Origin of the sequence: Chitinimonas arctica, assembly GCF_007431345.1 — a bacterium.
GTDB lineage: Bacteria > Pseudomonadota > Gammaproteobacteria > Burkholderiales > Chitinimonadaceae > Chitinimonas > Chitinimonas arctica.
In genome coordinates, this window is the sequence record NZ_CP041730.1 from 5110354 (window position 1) to 5124777 (window position 14424).

The following is a 14424-nucleotide window of genomic DNA, read 5'->3' on the forward strand; positions in this document are numbered from 1 at the left end:
ATAGATAGCGGAATCGATGGCGGATCCACTTCACTTAACCAGCGCCTGCGAATAAATTGCGGCGACGGCTGTACGATTCGCACCTGCTTCAGAGAAGCGCCGGTAATGAAAACACCCCAAAAGTCGTCTCCAACTTTTGGGGTGCGTTTGCAAGCTACCTGCTTACTGACTGCGGTAGACCGATAGCCGGCTAGTGGCCGACAGCCAGAATGGGCCGATGCAACTCATCCACGGCGTAGCCATGCTGCAACTGCGCAGCATTCGTGGGCGCAAAGGCGGCCATGGCGTTGACCAGTCCTGCAAGCTGCTGGTCGGCCGAGACCGAGGCAACCATGGCAGGGCGCTGCATTGCGGTTTCGCCCAGGCCTGCACCGGCCTGCATGCCGGCAACCGTCACCGCCTTGATCTGGATATGGTTGTCATACCAGGTGGCCCCGTCGCTGAACTTGAACCGTTCGATCCGGAAGGCCGCGGCATTGGTGGCGTCGAAGTAGTTCTCGACCGTCACCTTGTCGCTGGCACCGTACTTGAGCACCAGATTGCTGCCGACCCGTTGGACCGCACTGATCTCGGTCGCTTTCACATCGTTGAACTGGATGGTATCGACATTGTTCGCCGTGCCGTCGAAGTCACGGATCACGTCGGCGCCGCCGCCCTTGGCCAGGACATAGGTATCGCTACCCACACCGGCGTCCATGCGGTTGGCGCCGCTGTTGCCGGTCATCAGGTTGTTCAGGGCGTTGCCGGTGCCGTTGATGGCGGCGGTGCCGGCTACCAGGGTCAGGTTTTCGACGTTGTCGGCCAGGGTGTAGCTGGCGCCGGTGATGACCGTGTCGCTGCCTTCGCCGGCCTTCTCCACGATCACGTCGCGGCCGTTGTTGACGATATAGAAGTCGTGGCCCAAGCCACCGGTGAGTGTGTTGTCGCCTGAGCCGCCGTCGATCAGGTCATTGCCGGTTTCACCCAACAAGCGATCGTTGCCGGCGCCGCCGCGCAGGGTGTCGTCGCCGTCGCCGCCATACAGCCAGTCGTCGCCTTCCTCGCCGAATAGCGTATCGATGCCGCCATTCCCGCGCAGCGTATCGTTCCCCAAGCCGCCTTTGAGCTGGTCGTTAGCGGCAGCGCCGACGAGCACATCGTTGTCGGGCCCGCCTTCGAGCTGGCTGGACTCCGGGCTCGCCTGGATGGAATTCTCCGGGGCATTGCCGGTATTGAGGCCCAATTCGTTCAACAAGGCCGGCAGGCTGGCTTGGTTGCCGTCGGCAAACTGGACCGCGGACAAGCCGGTGTAGTTGTTCCAAGCGCTCTGGCGATTGAAGAAGTCGATAATGGTGACTTGGTCGCCGCGCCCAAAGTCGAGTACCAGGGAGCGCAGTCCACCCTCGTTGACATCACGCAGTCGCAGCTCGCTGCGATTGAGCTGCTGCAATTTCAGCACATTCGATTCGCCCGCCTGTTCCGCGACATTGTCGACGCGATCCGCACCGTCACCACGGGCGAACAGGTAGGTATTGCTACCGGCGGCGCCATACAGGTAATCATTGCCGAGCCCGCCTTGCAAGGTATCGTCGCCACTGCCGGCATTGAACTGATCGTCGCCCAGGCCGCCTTCCAGCACGTCATTGCCGGCATTGCCGGTAATGGAATCGTTGCCGGCTTCGCCGTTGATCCTGATCGCGAAAGGCAATATATGGCGATAGCTATTATTGGTATCGCCCAGCTTGACGCCGATTTCGCGGAGCAGGGTCGTGATGCTGGTTTCGCTACCGTCGGCAAAGCGCACGGCCGAAATGCCGGTGTCGCCGTTGCGGTTTTCCAGGCGGCCAAAGAAGTCGATCACGGTGATCCGGTCACCCTGGCCGAAGTCCAGCGCCAGGGAGCCGTCCGGCAGATAGACCAGGCTGAGGTCGGCACGGTTGAGATCGACCAGTTGCACGATATTCTTGGCGCCGTACTGCGTGCCGATGTCTTCGATCCGGTCGGAACCGTCACCGCGGGCGAACAGATAGGTATCGTCACCGGAATGGCCATAGAGGTAGTCATTGCCGACGCCGCCTTGCAAGGTGTCATCGCCATTGCCGGCATTGAACTGATCGTCGCCCAGGCCGCCTTCCAGAATATCATTGCCGTCGTTGCCGGTAATGGAGTCGTTGCCGGCTTCGCCCTTTACCCGAATACCGTTGGCAATGGTCAGCCTGAAGCTATCGCCATCGGCTGTCAGTTTCATGCCAAGTTCCGTCAGCAAGGTGGGCAAGCTTGCCTCGCTGCCGTCGGCAAAGCGTACGGCCGAGATGCCGGTGTCGCCGCCGCGGTCGGCGTAGCGGCCGAAGAAGTCGATCACGGTGATCCGGTCACCCTGGCCGAAGTCCAGGGCCAGGGAGCCGTCCGGCTGATAGACCAGGCTGAGGTCGGAACGGTTGAGATCGACCAGTTGCACGACATTCTTGGCACCGAACGACGTGCCGAAGTCGTCGATCCGGTCGGCGCCGTCGCCGCGGGCGAACAGATAGGTATCGTCACCGTTATAGCCGTAGAGATAGTCGTCGCCGGTTCCGCCTTGTAGCGTGTCGTTACCTTGGCCGGCATTGAACTGGTCGTTGCCTTGCCCGCCTTCGAGGCTATCGTCTCCGTCATTACCGGTGATGGAATCATCGCCGCCCTGACCACGGACTTTGATGCGCATGCCAAAGGTCTGGACAAAGCGATCGCTGGTTTCGCCCAGATCGAGACCAAGGTCCCACAACAGGTCCAATACCTTGGCCTCCCTGCCGTCGGCAAAGCGGATGGCGGTCAAGCCCGTATCGCCAGGCCGATAGGCTGCGCGCTCGAAGAAATCGGGCAAGGTGATTCGGTCGCCTTGGCCAAAGTCGAGCACCAAGGCGCCTTGTTTGCCGTTGTGGGCGTCAAAGACCAGCTTCAGGTCGCTGAGGTGGAGATTGCTCAAGCGCAGCATATTCATGGCACCCGTATGGGCATCCAGGTCGTCGATGATATCGGCGCCGTCACCGCGCGCGTACAGATAGGTATCGTTACCGGAATAGCCATGGAGGTAGTCGTCACCCTTGCCACCCTGCATCGTGTCGTCGCCGCCGCCGCCATTGAATTGATCATTGCCGAGCCCGCCGTCCATCAGGTCGTTGCCGTCATAGCCGGTCAGCGAGTCATCGCCGTCTTCGCCGTAAAGCTTGTCGTTACCCTCGCCACTGCTCAGATTGTCATTGCCGGCACCGCCGTTCAAGGTGTCCTGACCTTCCGCGCCGCCCAGTACATCGTCGCCGTCACCGCCGCTGATGGCGTCATTGCCGGCAAGGCCCATCAACACATCATTGCCACCCTGGCCAAACAGGTAGTCGTTGCCGCTGGCGCCGGTCAGCCAATCCTGCCGATCTGCGCTGCTGCCGACGAGCATGTAATCCATCCCCGTTTCGTTCCTGGCTTCCAGCGCCTTATCGGGTTGTGCGAAATCCAACGTCAGGTTGGATGGCATGGCAATAAAGATCTGCTTGGCTTGCTTACCGCTCAGCACATTCAGATCAAATCGCTCCGCCAAGTCCATGGCGAAGGAATGGTAATCCCAGCCGCTTGCCGCCAATTTGTCAGCAGGAACGGTATTGATAAAGGACATGAAGTCCAGGAATGTTTCCTTGGGTGCGTCGGCGGCATCTTTCAATAGCTGCGATTGCAAGCGGCTGAAATCGTAGACGATGCCATTCTCGTTGATCGCCAATTGAAGGCTATCTTGCCAGGAAGCCAGACGGGTCTGGACCGTGAGCGCCTCGAAAACGGAGTCGGTGAGGGTGCGATAGGATTCAAGCAGCGAATTTACCGCTCTCTCGGTCAGCGGGATATTCACGGTGGGTATGCTGGTAGTGCCGGTAGTGCCGCTTCCCCCGCCTGTACCGCTGGTGCGCCCTTGAAGGGGTTGGCGTGTGCCTGCCGCGATTTGGCTAAATGCAAGCGTGGCAGTGTCTATGCCATTGAAACGTTCCAGGACGTCCAATTTTTCCAATACCCAGCTAATTTCCGAAACCGGTGTCACGACGTTGACCACATAACCGTTTCGGGTGCCGTAGTTGACCACCGCATAAGTCGGTTCGCTGAGATCGATAGTGGGCGGCGCGACATGATAGTTGCCGGTCATGATATTCGGCGTAGCGGTCTCGGACCAAGCTTCCAGCACGGCCGGTAATAGTGCCTGTTGCTCGGACCGCGAGCCTGCGGCAGCGAAACGCTTGACCAGCGCCAGCAATGCGGGAGATTGCGTCATTGCCTCACGCAGGCTGCGCACGCCGCCGGATCCGGCAACATCCGGCAGCTTGGCGGCTTCCTCGCTGACTTCCAACTTGGTGGTGAACTCGCCATGAAAAAAATCCGCACCTAAATTGAGTGCGTTGGTAATGCCGGTGCTGCCGTCGGTCTTGGTGAACTCGCCGGTGATCAGCACGGAATTGCCGTTGTCCAACCGTGTATTCGTGAACTCGCCCCGCGTGTTGATGCTGGCAATGCTGAATTGCGACAGGCTGAACAGCTCGCCCGCTTGCGAGGTACCGTCTTGATTCAGGTCGCGCCACACTTGCAGCTCGCGCCAAGCCGCATCCTCGGCATTGAGCTTGCCGTCCCGGTTGAGATCGAGGTGATGGATGGCATCGAAGCCATCGCCTGCTCTCCCTCGAATACCGCCGACCTCGGTGGCTTCGCCAAACAGCTCACGGCCGCTGTCGATCATGCCATTGCCGTTCAAATCGCGTACCAACCAGCCATCGTCGCTATTGAGCCAGCCGGTGCCGGCTTTGATACCGTCGCCGTCATGGTCGAACAAGACCTTGCCGTCGGCCCCATTCGTTTCCACGCCGTCGCCATCCAGGTCCAGGGCAAAGGGGTCGGCGGTGGGGGAAAGCGCGCGATTGAAGTGGATGCCGACTTTGCCGCTGATATATTGATTGCCGAACAGCTTCGCAAGCAGGGACGAGGGCACCGAAGTCGATTCCAGGAAGTCCTCGTCTATTATGCCGTTGCCGTCCTTGTCCCAGTCGGGCGCGCCTGGCATGCGTTCCAAGGGAGCATGACCATGCATCTTGCGGACGAGATTGATGTCTTCCAGCGTGACTTGCATTGGCGGATGGTTCGTATCCATCAGGTAGTCAGTCAGCAATTGCTGCAGTGTCTTCCCGTCATACTGATCACACGGCGTATTCATGAACGCGTCGGTCATGGAATACGCTGTGAAAAACACCCCGAGGGCGGCGGCAATTTCCGCGGCGGAAGCTGCCACGGCGGCTTCGGCCAGTCCGGCGGGCACAACTGCGGTCCCTTGGCTAAACTTAAGCACTTCGGAGACCGTCCCTACAATCCCCCCAGCCACGCCCATCCAATCGTTGGCCGAAGGCATCGTACCGTCCTCCTTGTACGCCGCGTACATTTTCCCCAGGGAGATACCCGTACCAATCAAGCTAAGGTGTGCATTGATGGGCGCAAAAAGCTGTTCGACGGTTTTAGCGTTTTCGGCGACAGAGACGGCCACTGTCGAGGTGGCAAGAATGACAGCTAAATAATCTTCTTTATAGTAATTACCCAGGCTATCCATTAAGACGGCGCGGATGGGTTCCACGTAGCCGACCCAGGCGGGTGCATCGCCTTTTAAGATCCCACCACTGAGATTCCAGTTTGAATTCGGCATTTTTTATCCCTGTTTGGTAAATGTAATTGTGCTTGCGCTGATCTGGCGCGCGGTGCGCATCAGCGAAGTCATGGCGAAGAGGCGACGCTGTTAGAAAGCGTCCAACCGGAAGGCTTTAAGGGGCACGGCTTGATCGCGTGCAGGCGGAAGATCGGCAGTTCCGCGCGTGGTGATAAACACCAGGGGAGTCATGATTGCCGATCAGGCTGTGGGTAGCTGCCTATACTGGTAAATAAACATAATTCCGCATGGCATTTTTTTGTTGATCTCGTCAAAATTTTCTTGATTCCTAACAAGCTGCTCATGAAGTATTAGTCGAAACCTGGCAAGGCAATGCCTTGCAATTCAGGCGCACGCCCGCGCCCTCACGCACATGTGCGGCGGGGAGCCCGCGTGAAGGATTGCTTATTTTGCTCGACTTGGGACGGCCGGAATATACGGAACTTCCCTATAAAAATCAACACCATTAAGATTGAGCGGCACACGTGGACACCGCACCGATCCCAGGCCATCACCCGCCAGCGCCAGGAGCAGGCCAGCGCCCGCGCGCCACGCAGTGCATGCGAATCGGCTAAACTAGCGACTTGCGGCCTTTCGCCATCCTCCTTCCATGGTCAAGACTTTCCATCACGTAGATCCCCCCCGCTCCGCCGATACGCCACCCGGCAAGGCCGACGGCAAGGTGAAGACATTTCATCACCTGCCCTCGAAGAAGGCGGCCGCCGGCATGTCCGTGGTCGGCACGCCGACCGCCACGGCATCGGAAGGGCCTACGCCGACCGCGCTGGTGCTGAAAGCTGCTACGCCGCCCCCTCTCCCTCCCGCCGAAGCACCGATCCGAACCTTCCACGGCGTCAGTTCGCAAAACCAGCCGGTGGCGCCGCTGGTTTTGCCCCAGGTGCTCTTTGCCGGGCGGGCCGTCACGGCCGAGCAGGTGGATGCAGCCTGGCGCGATACCGTGGCAAGCGCCTTACCGGCCTGCGACTGCGACGACTTCGTGCTGGAGGATCGCGATGTGCAGCGCATCCGCAATCTCCTCGGTGAAATACATTTCGACGATGCGCACTATCAGAGCCGCTATGCCGCCGAAGTGACCGAATTGATGCGGCAGCTGCAGGACCAATTGGCCTTGTTGGTGGCCGACCAGACCGTGGCGCAGCTGCACCAGTCCGCCGCGCTTATCCTGGCGGCCGCCAAACGGGTGGATGTAACGGCGCTGGATCCCGGCACGTTTGCCTCCCGCCTCAGCGATTGGTGGCGCGGACGCGAAGCCAGGCGCGGCAAGCTGCGCCAGCAGTTCGATACCGCCAGCCGCGACATTACCGCGCAGATCAAGGCGATCCAGCCCGTGCTCGCCAAGCTGAAGCTGCGTTTACGCGAGTTCGGCGAGCTGTTCGAGCGTAATGAACTGCTGTTCGGCCAGCTTACCGTGCATGTCGTCGCCGCCCATCTCAAGCTGGGCGATGTGATTGGCCGCGACGTGCCGGCCCGCGAGGCCGAATTGAAGGCCAAGTCGGTGACCGACCCATTTGTCTGGCAAGACCTGCACGCACTGCGCGATGCCGGCGAGCAATGGCAGCGCAAACTGCACAACCTTAAACTGCTGCGCCATACGGCGCTGCTTACCCTGCCCCAGCTCAGGCTCAGCCAGCGCAACCTGCTTGCGATGGTAGGGCGCTTCGACGATATTAGTGAAATCGTCATGCCGACCTGGAAACAGCAATTCATCACCGCGCTCGCCATGGCCGACACCGACGACAGTCGGCTCTATGGCGAATTGGCCGACTTGCAAGCCGGCTTGCGCGAGCAACTGGAGCGACTTTCATCGTGACTTTCAAACCTGTTTCAGCCCATCAGCTCGACCAGGCCCAGCCGGCCCGCAGCCCGCCGCGGCCGTCCCGCCGCCCTTGCCCGTGGTGGTGGCGCCGGCAACGATGCCGGTCAGCGAAGGCGTATTGATTCCGACCGGCCTGGCCCATCCCGCGCCTGCCATCAACAGCGGCGCGGCCATGCCGCCGGCTTCGTACGCCGCCCCCGCCGCCAGCGCCCCCATGGCCGATCCGGTGACGGCGGAAATCGAACGGCGCCGCACCGAGCTGCTGCAGTCGGGCGCCGATCCGGTCGAGGTGGAACGCCAGGTGCGGCAGATCCTGGCTGGTTTCGACCCGCGCCAACCCAACGCGGTACTGGATTTCGGCCGCCATGCCGGCGACAAGGTCGCGCAGTATTCCAACGATATGCTGGGCCAGGTCAAGAGCGGCCAAATGAACGAGGTGGGCGGCAAGCTGACCGAGATCGTCGTCTTGGCCAAGGGCATCAATCTATCCGACCTGAAGGAACAAGGCTCGAAGATGCCGCTGATCGGCGGCTTGATCGACCGTTTCAAGCTGGGCAAGGAAAAGGTACTGGGCCGCTTCGAGACTTTGTCCCGCCAGATCGATACCATCGTTGCCGAACTGGATGTGCAGCAGCAGAGGCTGAACCAGCGCACCCAGGACCTGGAGCAGGTCTACAAGCTGAATGTGCAGGAGTACTACGGCTTGTCCAATCACATCATCGCCGGCGATATCAAGCTGGGCGAGATGCGCAATATCCTGGCCGAGATGAAGCTCAGCCCCGCCGCATCCGACCCGATCAAGGCGCAGGAGATCAATGACTACCAGGCGGTGTTGCAGCGCCTGGAAAAGCGTGTGCACGATCTGAAGGTGATGCAGACCATCGCGGTGCAGACCGCGCCGATGATACGCATGGTGCAGTCGAACAATCAGGCCCTGGTGGAGAAATTCCACAATATCAAGGCGCTGACCATCCCCGCCTGGAAGAAGCAGTTCACCTTGGCCATCGCCCTGATGGAGCAGCAGAAGTCGGTTGCGCTGGCCACCAAGATCGACGATGCCACCAATGACTTCCTTAAGAAGAACGCCGAGCTGCTACACCAGAACTCGGTCGGGACGGCCCGCGCCAACCAGCGCGCCATTGTCGATATCGAAACCCTGGAGGCCGTGCAGCAATCGCTGATCTCCACCTTCGAGGAAGTCGCCCAGATCCAGCAGGATGGCGAACGCAAGCGCGCCGAGGCGGCCGGCAAGATGGAGCAGATCAAACAAGAGCTGGTCACCAAGCTAGCCGGCAAGATGTAGTCTGGGCAAGGACGGCGCTTATGCCGAGCCCAGCCCGCTTATAACGATAAATTTCAACCTTTTCAGGGAGGCCCATGGCCACGCTGTTCAAATATTTCAAGGGTTCCATCTTCGCCACCGTGGCGGGACTGGTGCTCGCTTTCTACGTCGGCGGTCCCAAGGCGGCCTTTATCGCCGCCATCCTGTCGGTACTGGAAGTCTCGCTGTCCTTCGACAATGCCGTGGTCAACGCCACCGTGCTGAAGGACATGGATGACAAATGGCGCCATCGCTTCATGACCTGGGGCATGCTGATCGCGGTATTCGGGATGCGGGTGGTATTTCCGGTATTGATCGTTGCCGTGATCGCCCATCTCAGCCCCTGGGCCGCCTTGATGATGGCAGTGAGCCAACCGGACAAGTACGCAGCCGCGCTGACCTCGGCGCATGTGGTGGTGGCGGGTTTCGGCGGCGCCTTTCTGCTGATGGTGTTCCTCAAGTTCTTCCTGGACAAGGAAAAGGATGTGCATTGGGTGCGCCTGATCGAGGCGCCGCTCAGCAAGCTGGGCAAGATGGAATCGATCCAGATCGCGGTCTGCCTGGCCGCCATCTATGGCATCTCCACCCTGGTGCATGCGCACGAGCAGCTGCCCTTCGTGCTGTCGGCCGTGGCCGGACTGGTCACCTATATCGTGGTGGACGGCTTTGCCGCGCTACTGGAAACCGAACAGCCGGGCGATGCCGGCGTGGTGGCCCGCACCGGCTTGTCGGCCTTCCTCTACCTGGAAGTGCTGGACGCCAGCTTCAGTTTCGACGGCGTGATCGGCGCCTTCGCGCTTTCCAATAATATCTTCATCATCGCCATCGGCCTGGGCATCGGCGCCATGTTCGTGCGCTCGCTCACCATCATGTTCGTCGAGAAAGGCACGCTGGACCAATTCCGCTATCTGGAACACGGTGCCTTCTATGCCATCGGCGCGCTGGCCACCATTATGTTCATCGGCACCTTCCACGAGATTTCGGAGGTCGTGACGGGCCTGATTGGCGCCGGTTTCATTGGCCTGGCCATGTGGTCCTCCATTCGTCACAACCGGCTCACCCCCGCTTGAGGAGTACGGCAATGTCCATCAATCTGACCAAAAAGCAGACCATCAACCTCACCAAGGAAAACAAATCCGCGCTGACGGCCGTCACCATGGGACTGGGCTGGGATACCAAGGGCGGCCTGCTCAGCGTGTTCTCCGGCGATATCGACCTGGATGCGTCCTGCCTGATGTTCGACGACCGGCAGCAATGCGAGGCGATCTGGTTCCGTAGGCTGAATACGGTGGACGGCTCGATCCGCCATTCCGGCGACAACCGTACCGGCGCGGGTGGCGGGGATGACGAGACCATCCAGGTCCAGTTCGACAAGCTGTCTCCCAGCGTGCAGCACCTGGTATTTACCGTGAATAGCTTCACCGGCCAGAAATTCGACCGTATCAAGAACGCTTACTGCCGGGTCGTGAACGACCGCGGCGTGGAAGTGGCGCGCTATGCCCTCGGCGACGATGCCAGCGGCAGCCACACCGGCTTGATCCTGATGAAGGTCAGCCGCGGCGCGGATGGCGACTGGCATTGCACCGCCGTCGGCCAGCCTGCCAATGGCCGCACCTGGCAGGACATGCGCGGCGATATCGAAAAACTGTTTTGAACCGGAGAACTCAGCAATGGCGATCAATCTGACCAAGGGCCAGGGCATCAACCTGACCAAAACCGCACCTACCCTCAGCCGTATCCGCATGGGCCTGGGCTGGGACCGCAAATCCAATAGCGGTCCGGAATTCGATATCGACTGTTCGGTTTTCGTCTGCGCACTCAACGGCGCCGGCGAACCCAAGCTGATGTCCGACAGCCACCTGATTTTCTTCAACAATCTCAGCACCCCCAATGGCGCTGTCCAGCACAAGGGCGACAACCGCACCGGCGCCGGTGAAGGCGATGACGAAACCGTGCTGGTCGACCTGGGCAAGATCGAGGCGGACGCGGCCGAGATCTCCTTTATCGTCACCATCCACGAAGGTGCCGAGCGGGGCCAGAATTTCGGCCAGATCCAGAACGCCTATATCAAGCTGTATGACGATGCCACCGGCGTCGAAGTGGCGGGCTACGACCTGGACGCCACCTTCTCCAGCGAGACGGCCGTGCAGTTCGGTTCGCTCTACCGCAAGGAAGGGCAGTGGCATTTCAAGGCGGTCGGCGCGGGCTACCGCCTCACCCTGGGCGATTTCGTCGCCGGCTACCAGTAAGCGGCGGGGCGCCCCATGGCTATCTCGCTTTCCAAGGGCCAGGGCATCAACCTAGCCAAGTCCGCCCCTGCCCTCAAACGGGTGCGGGTCGGACTGGGTTGGGATACGCCCGAACTGGTTAACGGCCACCCCTTCGACCTGGACGTATCGGCCTTTGTTTGCGGTTTGAACGGCGCCGGCGAGCCCAAGCTGCTGTCCGACGAGCACCTGGTGTTTTACAACAACCTGAAAACACCCAATGGCTCGGTGGCGCACACCGGCGACAACCGTACCGGCAAGGGCAACGGCGACGATGAAGTGCTCACCGTCGATTTCGGCTTGCTGGAAGGAACGGCCATGGAGATCTCCTTTGTGGTCACCCTCCATGAGGCGCCGGAGCGACGGCAGAACTTCGGGCTGGTACGCAATGCCTTTATCCGCCTCTACGACGACGTCACCGGCGCCCTGGTGGCAGGCTACGATCTGGATGCCACCTTCGCCAGTGAAACCGCCGTGCAGTTCGGCTCGCTATATCGCAAGGATGGCGAGTGGCACTTCAAGGCGGTGGGCGCCGGCTATCGCCTGACCTTGGGGGATTTCGTGGCGGGATATCAGTGACGTGGGGAAATCGATAGTGCAAGTCAAATAGAGAAGCTCGTTGCAGCTATCCCTGCACAGGTACCCATGCAGGCTGCAGAGCAGCGATCCCGCATCTGCCGTTTGCCAGCATGGCGTAAATGCTCCGGGAGAAGCGGGATGCAGCGAGCCGATCTGTTCAGCCTGATACTTTTTCACCCGCGCCGCCGTGCCGAAACCACTCGGCAAAGCTCTCGTCCTCCAGCGCATAGGCGCCCCGGCCCGATTGCCAGATAAACCCGCGCTCGCGCAGGCCGGCAATGGCCGTTTGCACCGAGGCGGTCGAAACTTCCTTCTGCCTGGTGATTTCGGCATAGCGCGTCATGGAGTCCTCATTGAAGGGAGACCAGGCCCGGCCTTTTTCCACCAGGGCGGTCAACACCGCCTTTTGCAGTTCGGTGAGGGTATTGAATTCGCTCTCGAACTCGTCCCATATCCGCCCATGCCACAGCTCGGCGTTCTGCTCCAGCAGCCCGGAAAAATTGGCGGCCTCGCCGCCCAGGGCGATGCGGCCCGCCATCTCGTTGAGGATTTCCGGACGGTGCCCCACCAGCTTGAACGCGCTCCAGACGCCATCCTTGCCAAACTGGTTGTCGGCGGCCAGGCTGGCATTGGCCCAGTCGGTAAAGGCATCGGTATAGGCACGGTTCAGCAGGGGGAAAGGCGTGACATCGCTACCAAAGAAGGGTTGGTCCTTTTTCAGGACGAGATGCGCCAATTTGTCGCGGTTCGAGCCGGTAAACACCAGCATCAGTGCCGGCGCAAGGTCGTTCGAATTCAGCTGGTCCCGCGCCGACTTCAGGCCGAACATGGCATTGAGCCCGGCCGGGGTGGTCAGTGCGTGCTGCGCCTCATCCACGATCAGCAACACCGGCTGGTCGGCCAGGCTATGCAGCACCTTGATGGCATCGGCCAGGGTCATGCTGGGCGGCAGGCCGGGGCGATTGAAATCCAGCACCAGGGTGCCCATCAACATGATCTTGTCGAGCTTGACGGCCTTGGCCAGCTTGGTGATCTTGCCTTGGTAATCGGCGATGCGGGTCTTGATCGCCTCGGCGATCAGCTCGGCGGGGTCGGCCTCGCGGTTGGCCCATAGATCGACATAGACGGTCACCCACTGACGTGCGTTGCCGGCAGGCACCAGCTCGCCCTTCAGGAAGGTGCTCTTGCCTACTCGGCGCGGTGCCGCCAGGAACAAGCCGGAACGGCTATTGGCGATGCCCTTCCCTTCCAGGCTGTCGCAGAGTGCCGCAGCGAGTTGCGGCCGCTTGAATGAGAATGAGGCATGGGTCATGGCGCGTCCTTTTATGTTCGATTATGTTACGCCACATAAATTATGTAGCGCCAGATAATTCAACATAAAAGCCGATAAAAAAGCGTCCGAACCACGCAATTTCAATCCGGATAGATAGGCATGACGGGGCCAGGCTTGACCGGCTTGGGCGGTAGATGCGGGCCATTCAGGCGGCTATAGCCGGAAAACAGCAGCAGGCAAGTGATCGCCACGGCCACCAACAGCGTGATGGCCAAGCTCGCCGGCGCCGGTTCGGGACCGAAACGATTCTCCCGGCGCTGTCCCGGCCAGACCCATAGCAGCAAGTTCAGCAGGTGCAGCAGCTTCAGCGCCCCACCCCACACGGCCAACTGCGGCGCCAGCCAGCCGAAGGCCAGCAGAAGCACGGCGCTCCAGCCCGGCCAACCCATATCATGCACCCGCTCGATGGACCAGAACAGCAAACCGGCCGGCAGTACCACGCCGAATAGCACGATACGCGCCAAATTAAGAATAGGCAGCCCCACTGGCGGACTCGTGCTGGCGATCAAAAAAGTGGCCAGCAGGGAAAACAGCGTGGCGCAGAGTATGGTCAGGCCCAGGGCGCGGGCAATATAGCGGATACGGCCGACACGGCCGCTGGGCCAAGGTAGCCGGCGCCGCTGCGGGCGGTCGGCCAAAAGCGGGTCGGCCAGGCTTTCGCTCACGTCGGCGCCACCCACTTGCCCGGGTGCTTGAAGGGCGACTGCATACGCATCACGGCTTCGGACTCGATCGGCAGGTAGTAATCGCTGGTGGACGGCCTGTCCGTGCAGGGCCGGGTGGTGGACCCGCCGCCCAGGCTGCGCAGCATGCCGGGCGCATCGCTGCTGACGGCCGGCGTGCCGCCGGGCGGATCGACGGCCATGTTGTAGATCAACTTGTTGATGATGGGTACGAACAAGCGGTAGCAAATACGCACATGCACCTTGAGCAGATTGGCATCCTGCACGCTCAGTCCGCCTTTGGCGCCCTCATCGCGATACATCAGGTTGTCGTTGGGGATGGCGTCGCCGGCCTCCGAATCGCCGCTGTGGGCAGTAAAGACCGCCTGGCTGGGGTTGACGATGGTGACCCGTGCCAGGCGCTTGTCCGCCAGCAGGGTGTGGGCGGCTCGGCGGGCATTCTTCAGCATCTCCATATCGCGCGGCGCACCCAGGCTATGCGCGAACAGCGGTGTCAGGCCTGCTTCCAAGCCATCCAGTACCGCATTCATGCTGCCATTGCGCAGGATACCTTCGCGCGCACCGACGCCGGCGGCGTAGTTGAGGGTGAGTTTGGCTTGGTAGATAAAACCCAGCTGCACCGCGCCCATGCTCAGCAGCAACAGGATGGGCAAGGCGTAGAGAAACTCCGGCATGGCCTGCCCATGCGGGAGCGCCCGCCGCGGCAACGCCCGCCGTGGGGGCCTCA

10 protein-coding genes are annotated in these 14424 nt (G+C 60.8%); 6 read left to right on the top strand and 4 right to left on the bottom strand.

What is annotated here, in order from left to right; genetic code table 11:
- Positions 1 to 190 precede the first annotated feature (190 nt).
- A complete protein-coding gene (locus tag FNU76_RS23190) occupies positions 191 to 5299 on the bottom strand; it encodes a calcium-binding protein (RefSeq protein WP_223879158.1) in 5109 nt (1702 codons plus the stop codon).
- Between the two features lie 988 nt (positions 5300 to 6287).
- Here FNU76_RS23190 and FNU76_RS23195 point away from each other — a divergent pair.
- The 6 genes from FNU76_RS23195 to FNU76_RS23220 all read left to right on the top strand — a co-directional run bounded on the left by FNU76_RS23195 (position 6288) and on the right by FNU76_RS23220 (position 11681).
- A complete protein-coding gene (locus tag FNU76_RS23195) occupies positions 6288 to 7508 on the top strand; it encodes a toxic anion resistance protein (protein WP_144280399.1) in 1221 nt (406 codons plus the stop codon).
- A 103-nt stretch (positions 7509 to 7611) separates the two neighbouring features.
- Entirely contained in the window at positions 7612 to 8817 is a 1206-nt protein-coding gene (locus FNU76_RS23200; protein ID WP_179958261.1) for a toxic anion resistance protein, read from the top strand.
- A 74-nt stretch (positions 8818 to 8891) separates the two neighbouring features.
- Positions 8892 to 9905, top strand: coding sequence for a DUF475 domain-containing protein (locus FNU76_RS23205; RefSeq protein ID WP_144280401.1), 1014 nt, complete (start codon positions 8892 to 8894; stop codon positions 9903 to 9905).
- Between the two features lie 11 nt (positions 9906 to 9916).
- Positions 9917 to 10489 (top strand): TerD family protein, encoded by a 573-nt coding sequence (locus FNU76_RS23210; protein WP_144280402.1) that lies wholly within the window; start codon positions 9917 to 9919, stop codon positions 10487 to 10489.
- A gap of 16 nt (positions 10490 to 10505) precedes the next feature.
- Complete coding sequence (locus FNU76_RS23215) at positions 10506 to 11084, top strand: TerD family protein (RefSeq protein WP_144280403.1); 579 nt, start codon at positions 10506 to 10508, stop codon at positions 11082 to 11084.
- A gap of 15 nt (positions 11085 to 11099) precedes the next feature.
- Positions 11100 to 11681: a TerD family protein gene (locus tag FNU76_RS23220; RefSeq protein ID WP_144280404.1), complete on the top strand. Its 582-nt coding sequence runs from the start codon at positions 11100 to 11102 to the stop codon at positions 11679 to 11681.
- Positions 11682 to 11838: 157 nt separating this feature from the next.
- Here the strand turns inward: FNU76_RS23220 and FNU76_RS23225 are convergent, their stop codons facing one another.
- From FNU76_RS23225 to FNU76_RS23235, 3 genes are all read right to left on the bottom strand, one after another.
- The gene (locus FNU76_RS23225) at positions 11839 to 12993 is read right to left on the bottom strand and encodes a hypothetical protein (RefSeq protein WP_144280405.1); all 1155 of its coding nucleotides are present in this window, start codon (positions 12991 to 12993) and stop codon (positions 11839 to 11841) included.
- A gap of 101 nt (positions 12994 to 13094) precedes the next feature.
- Complete coding sequence (locus FNU76_RS23230) at positions 13095 to 13679, bottom strand: DUF805 domain-containing protein (RefSeq protein WP_179958262.1); 585 nt, start codon at positions 13677 to 13679, stop codon at positions 13095 to 13097.
- Complete coding sequence (locus tag FNU76_RS23235; protein WP_179958263.1) at positions 13676 to 14371, bottom strand: TadE/TadG family type IV pilus assembly protein; 696 nt, start codon at positions 14369 to 14371, stop codon at positions 13676 to 13678. Before FNU76_RS23235 ends, FNU76_RS23230 begins: the two co-directional genes overlap by 4 nt.
- Positions 14372 to 14424 lie beyond the last annotated feature (53 nt).

Excerpts from the sequence above, each read along its gene's own strand:
- FNU76_RS23195 (WP_144280399.1), top strand. The coding sequence starts at position 6,288 with ATGGTCAAGACTTTCCATCACGTAGATCCCCCCCGCTCCGCCGATACG.
- FNU76_RS23200 (WP_179958261.1), top strand. The coding sequence starts at position 7,612 with ATGCCGGTCAGCGAAGGCGTATTGATTCCGACCGGCCTGGCCCATCCC.
- FNU76_RS23205 (WP_144280401.1), top strand. The coding sequence starts at position 8,892 with ATGGCCACGCTGTTCAAATATTTCAAGGGTTCCATCTTCGCCACCGTG.
- FNU76_RS23210 (WP_144280402.1), top strand. The coding sequence starts at position 9,917 with ATGTCCATCAATCTGACCAAAAAGCAGACCATCAACCTCACCAAGGAA.
- FNU76_RS23215 (WP_144280403.1), top strand. The coding sequence starts at position 10,506 with ATGGCGATCAATCTGACCAAGGGCCAGGGCATCAACCTGACCAAAACC.
- FNU76_RS23220 (WP_144280404.1), top strand. The coding sequence starts at position 11,100 with ATGGCTATCTCGCTTTCCAAGGGCCAGGGCATCAACCTAGCCAAGTCC.
- FNU76_RS23225 (WP_144280405.1), bottom strand. The coding sequence starts at position 12,993 with ATGACCCATGCCTCATTCTCATTCAAGCGGCCGCAACTCGCTGCGGCA.
- FNU76_RS23235 (WP_179958263.1), bottom strand. The coding sequence starts at position 14,371 with ATGCCGGAGTTTCTCTACGCCTTGCCCATCCTGTTGCTGCTGAGCATG.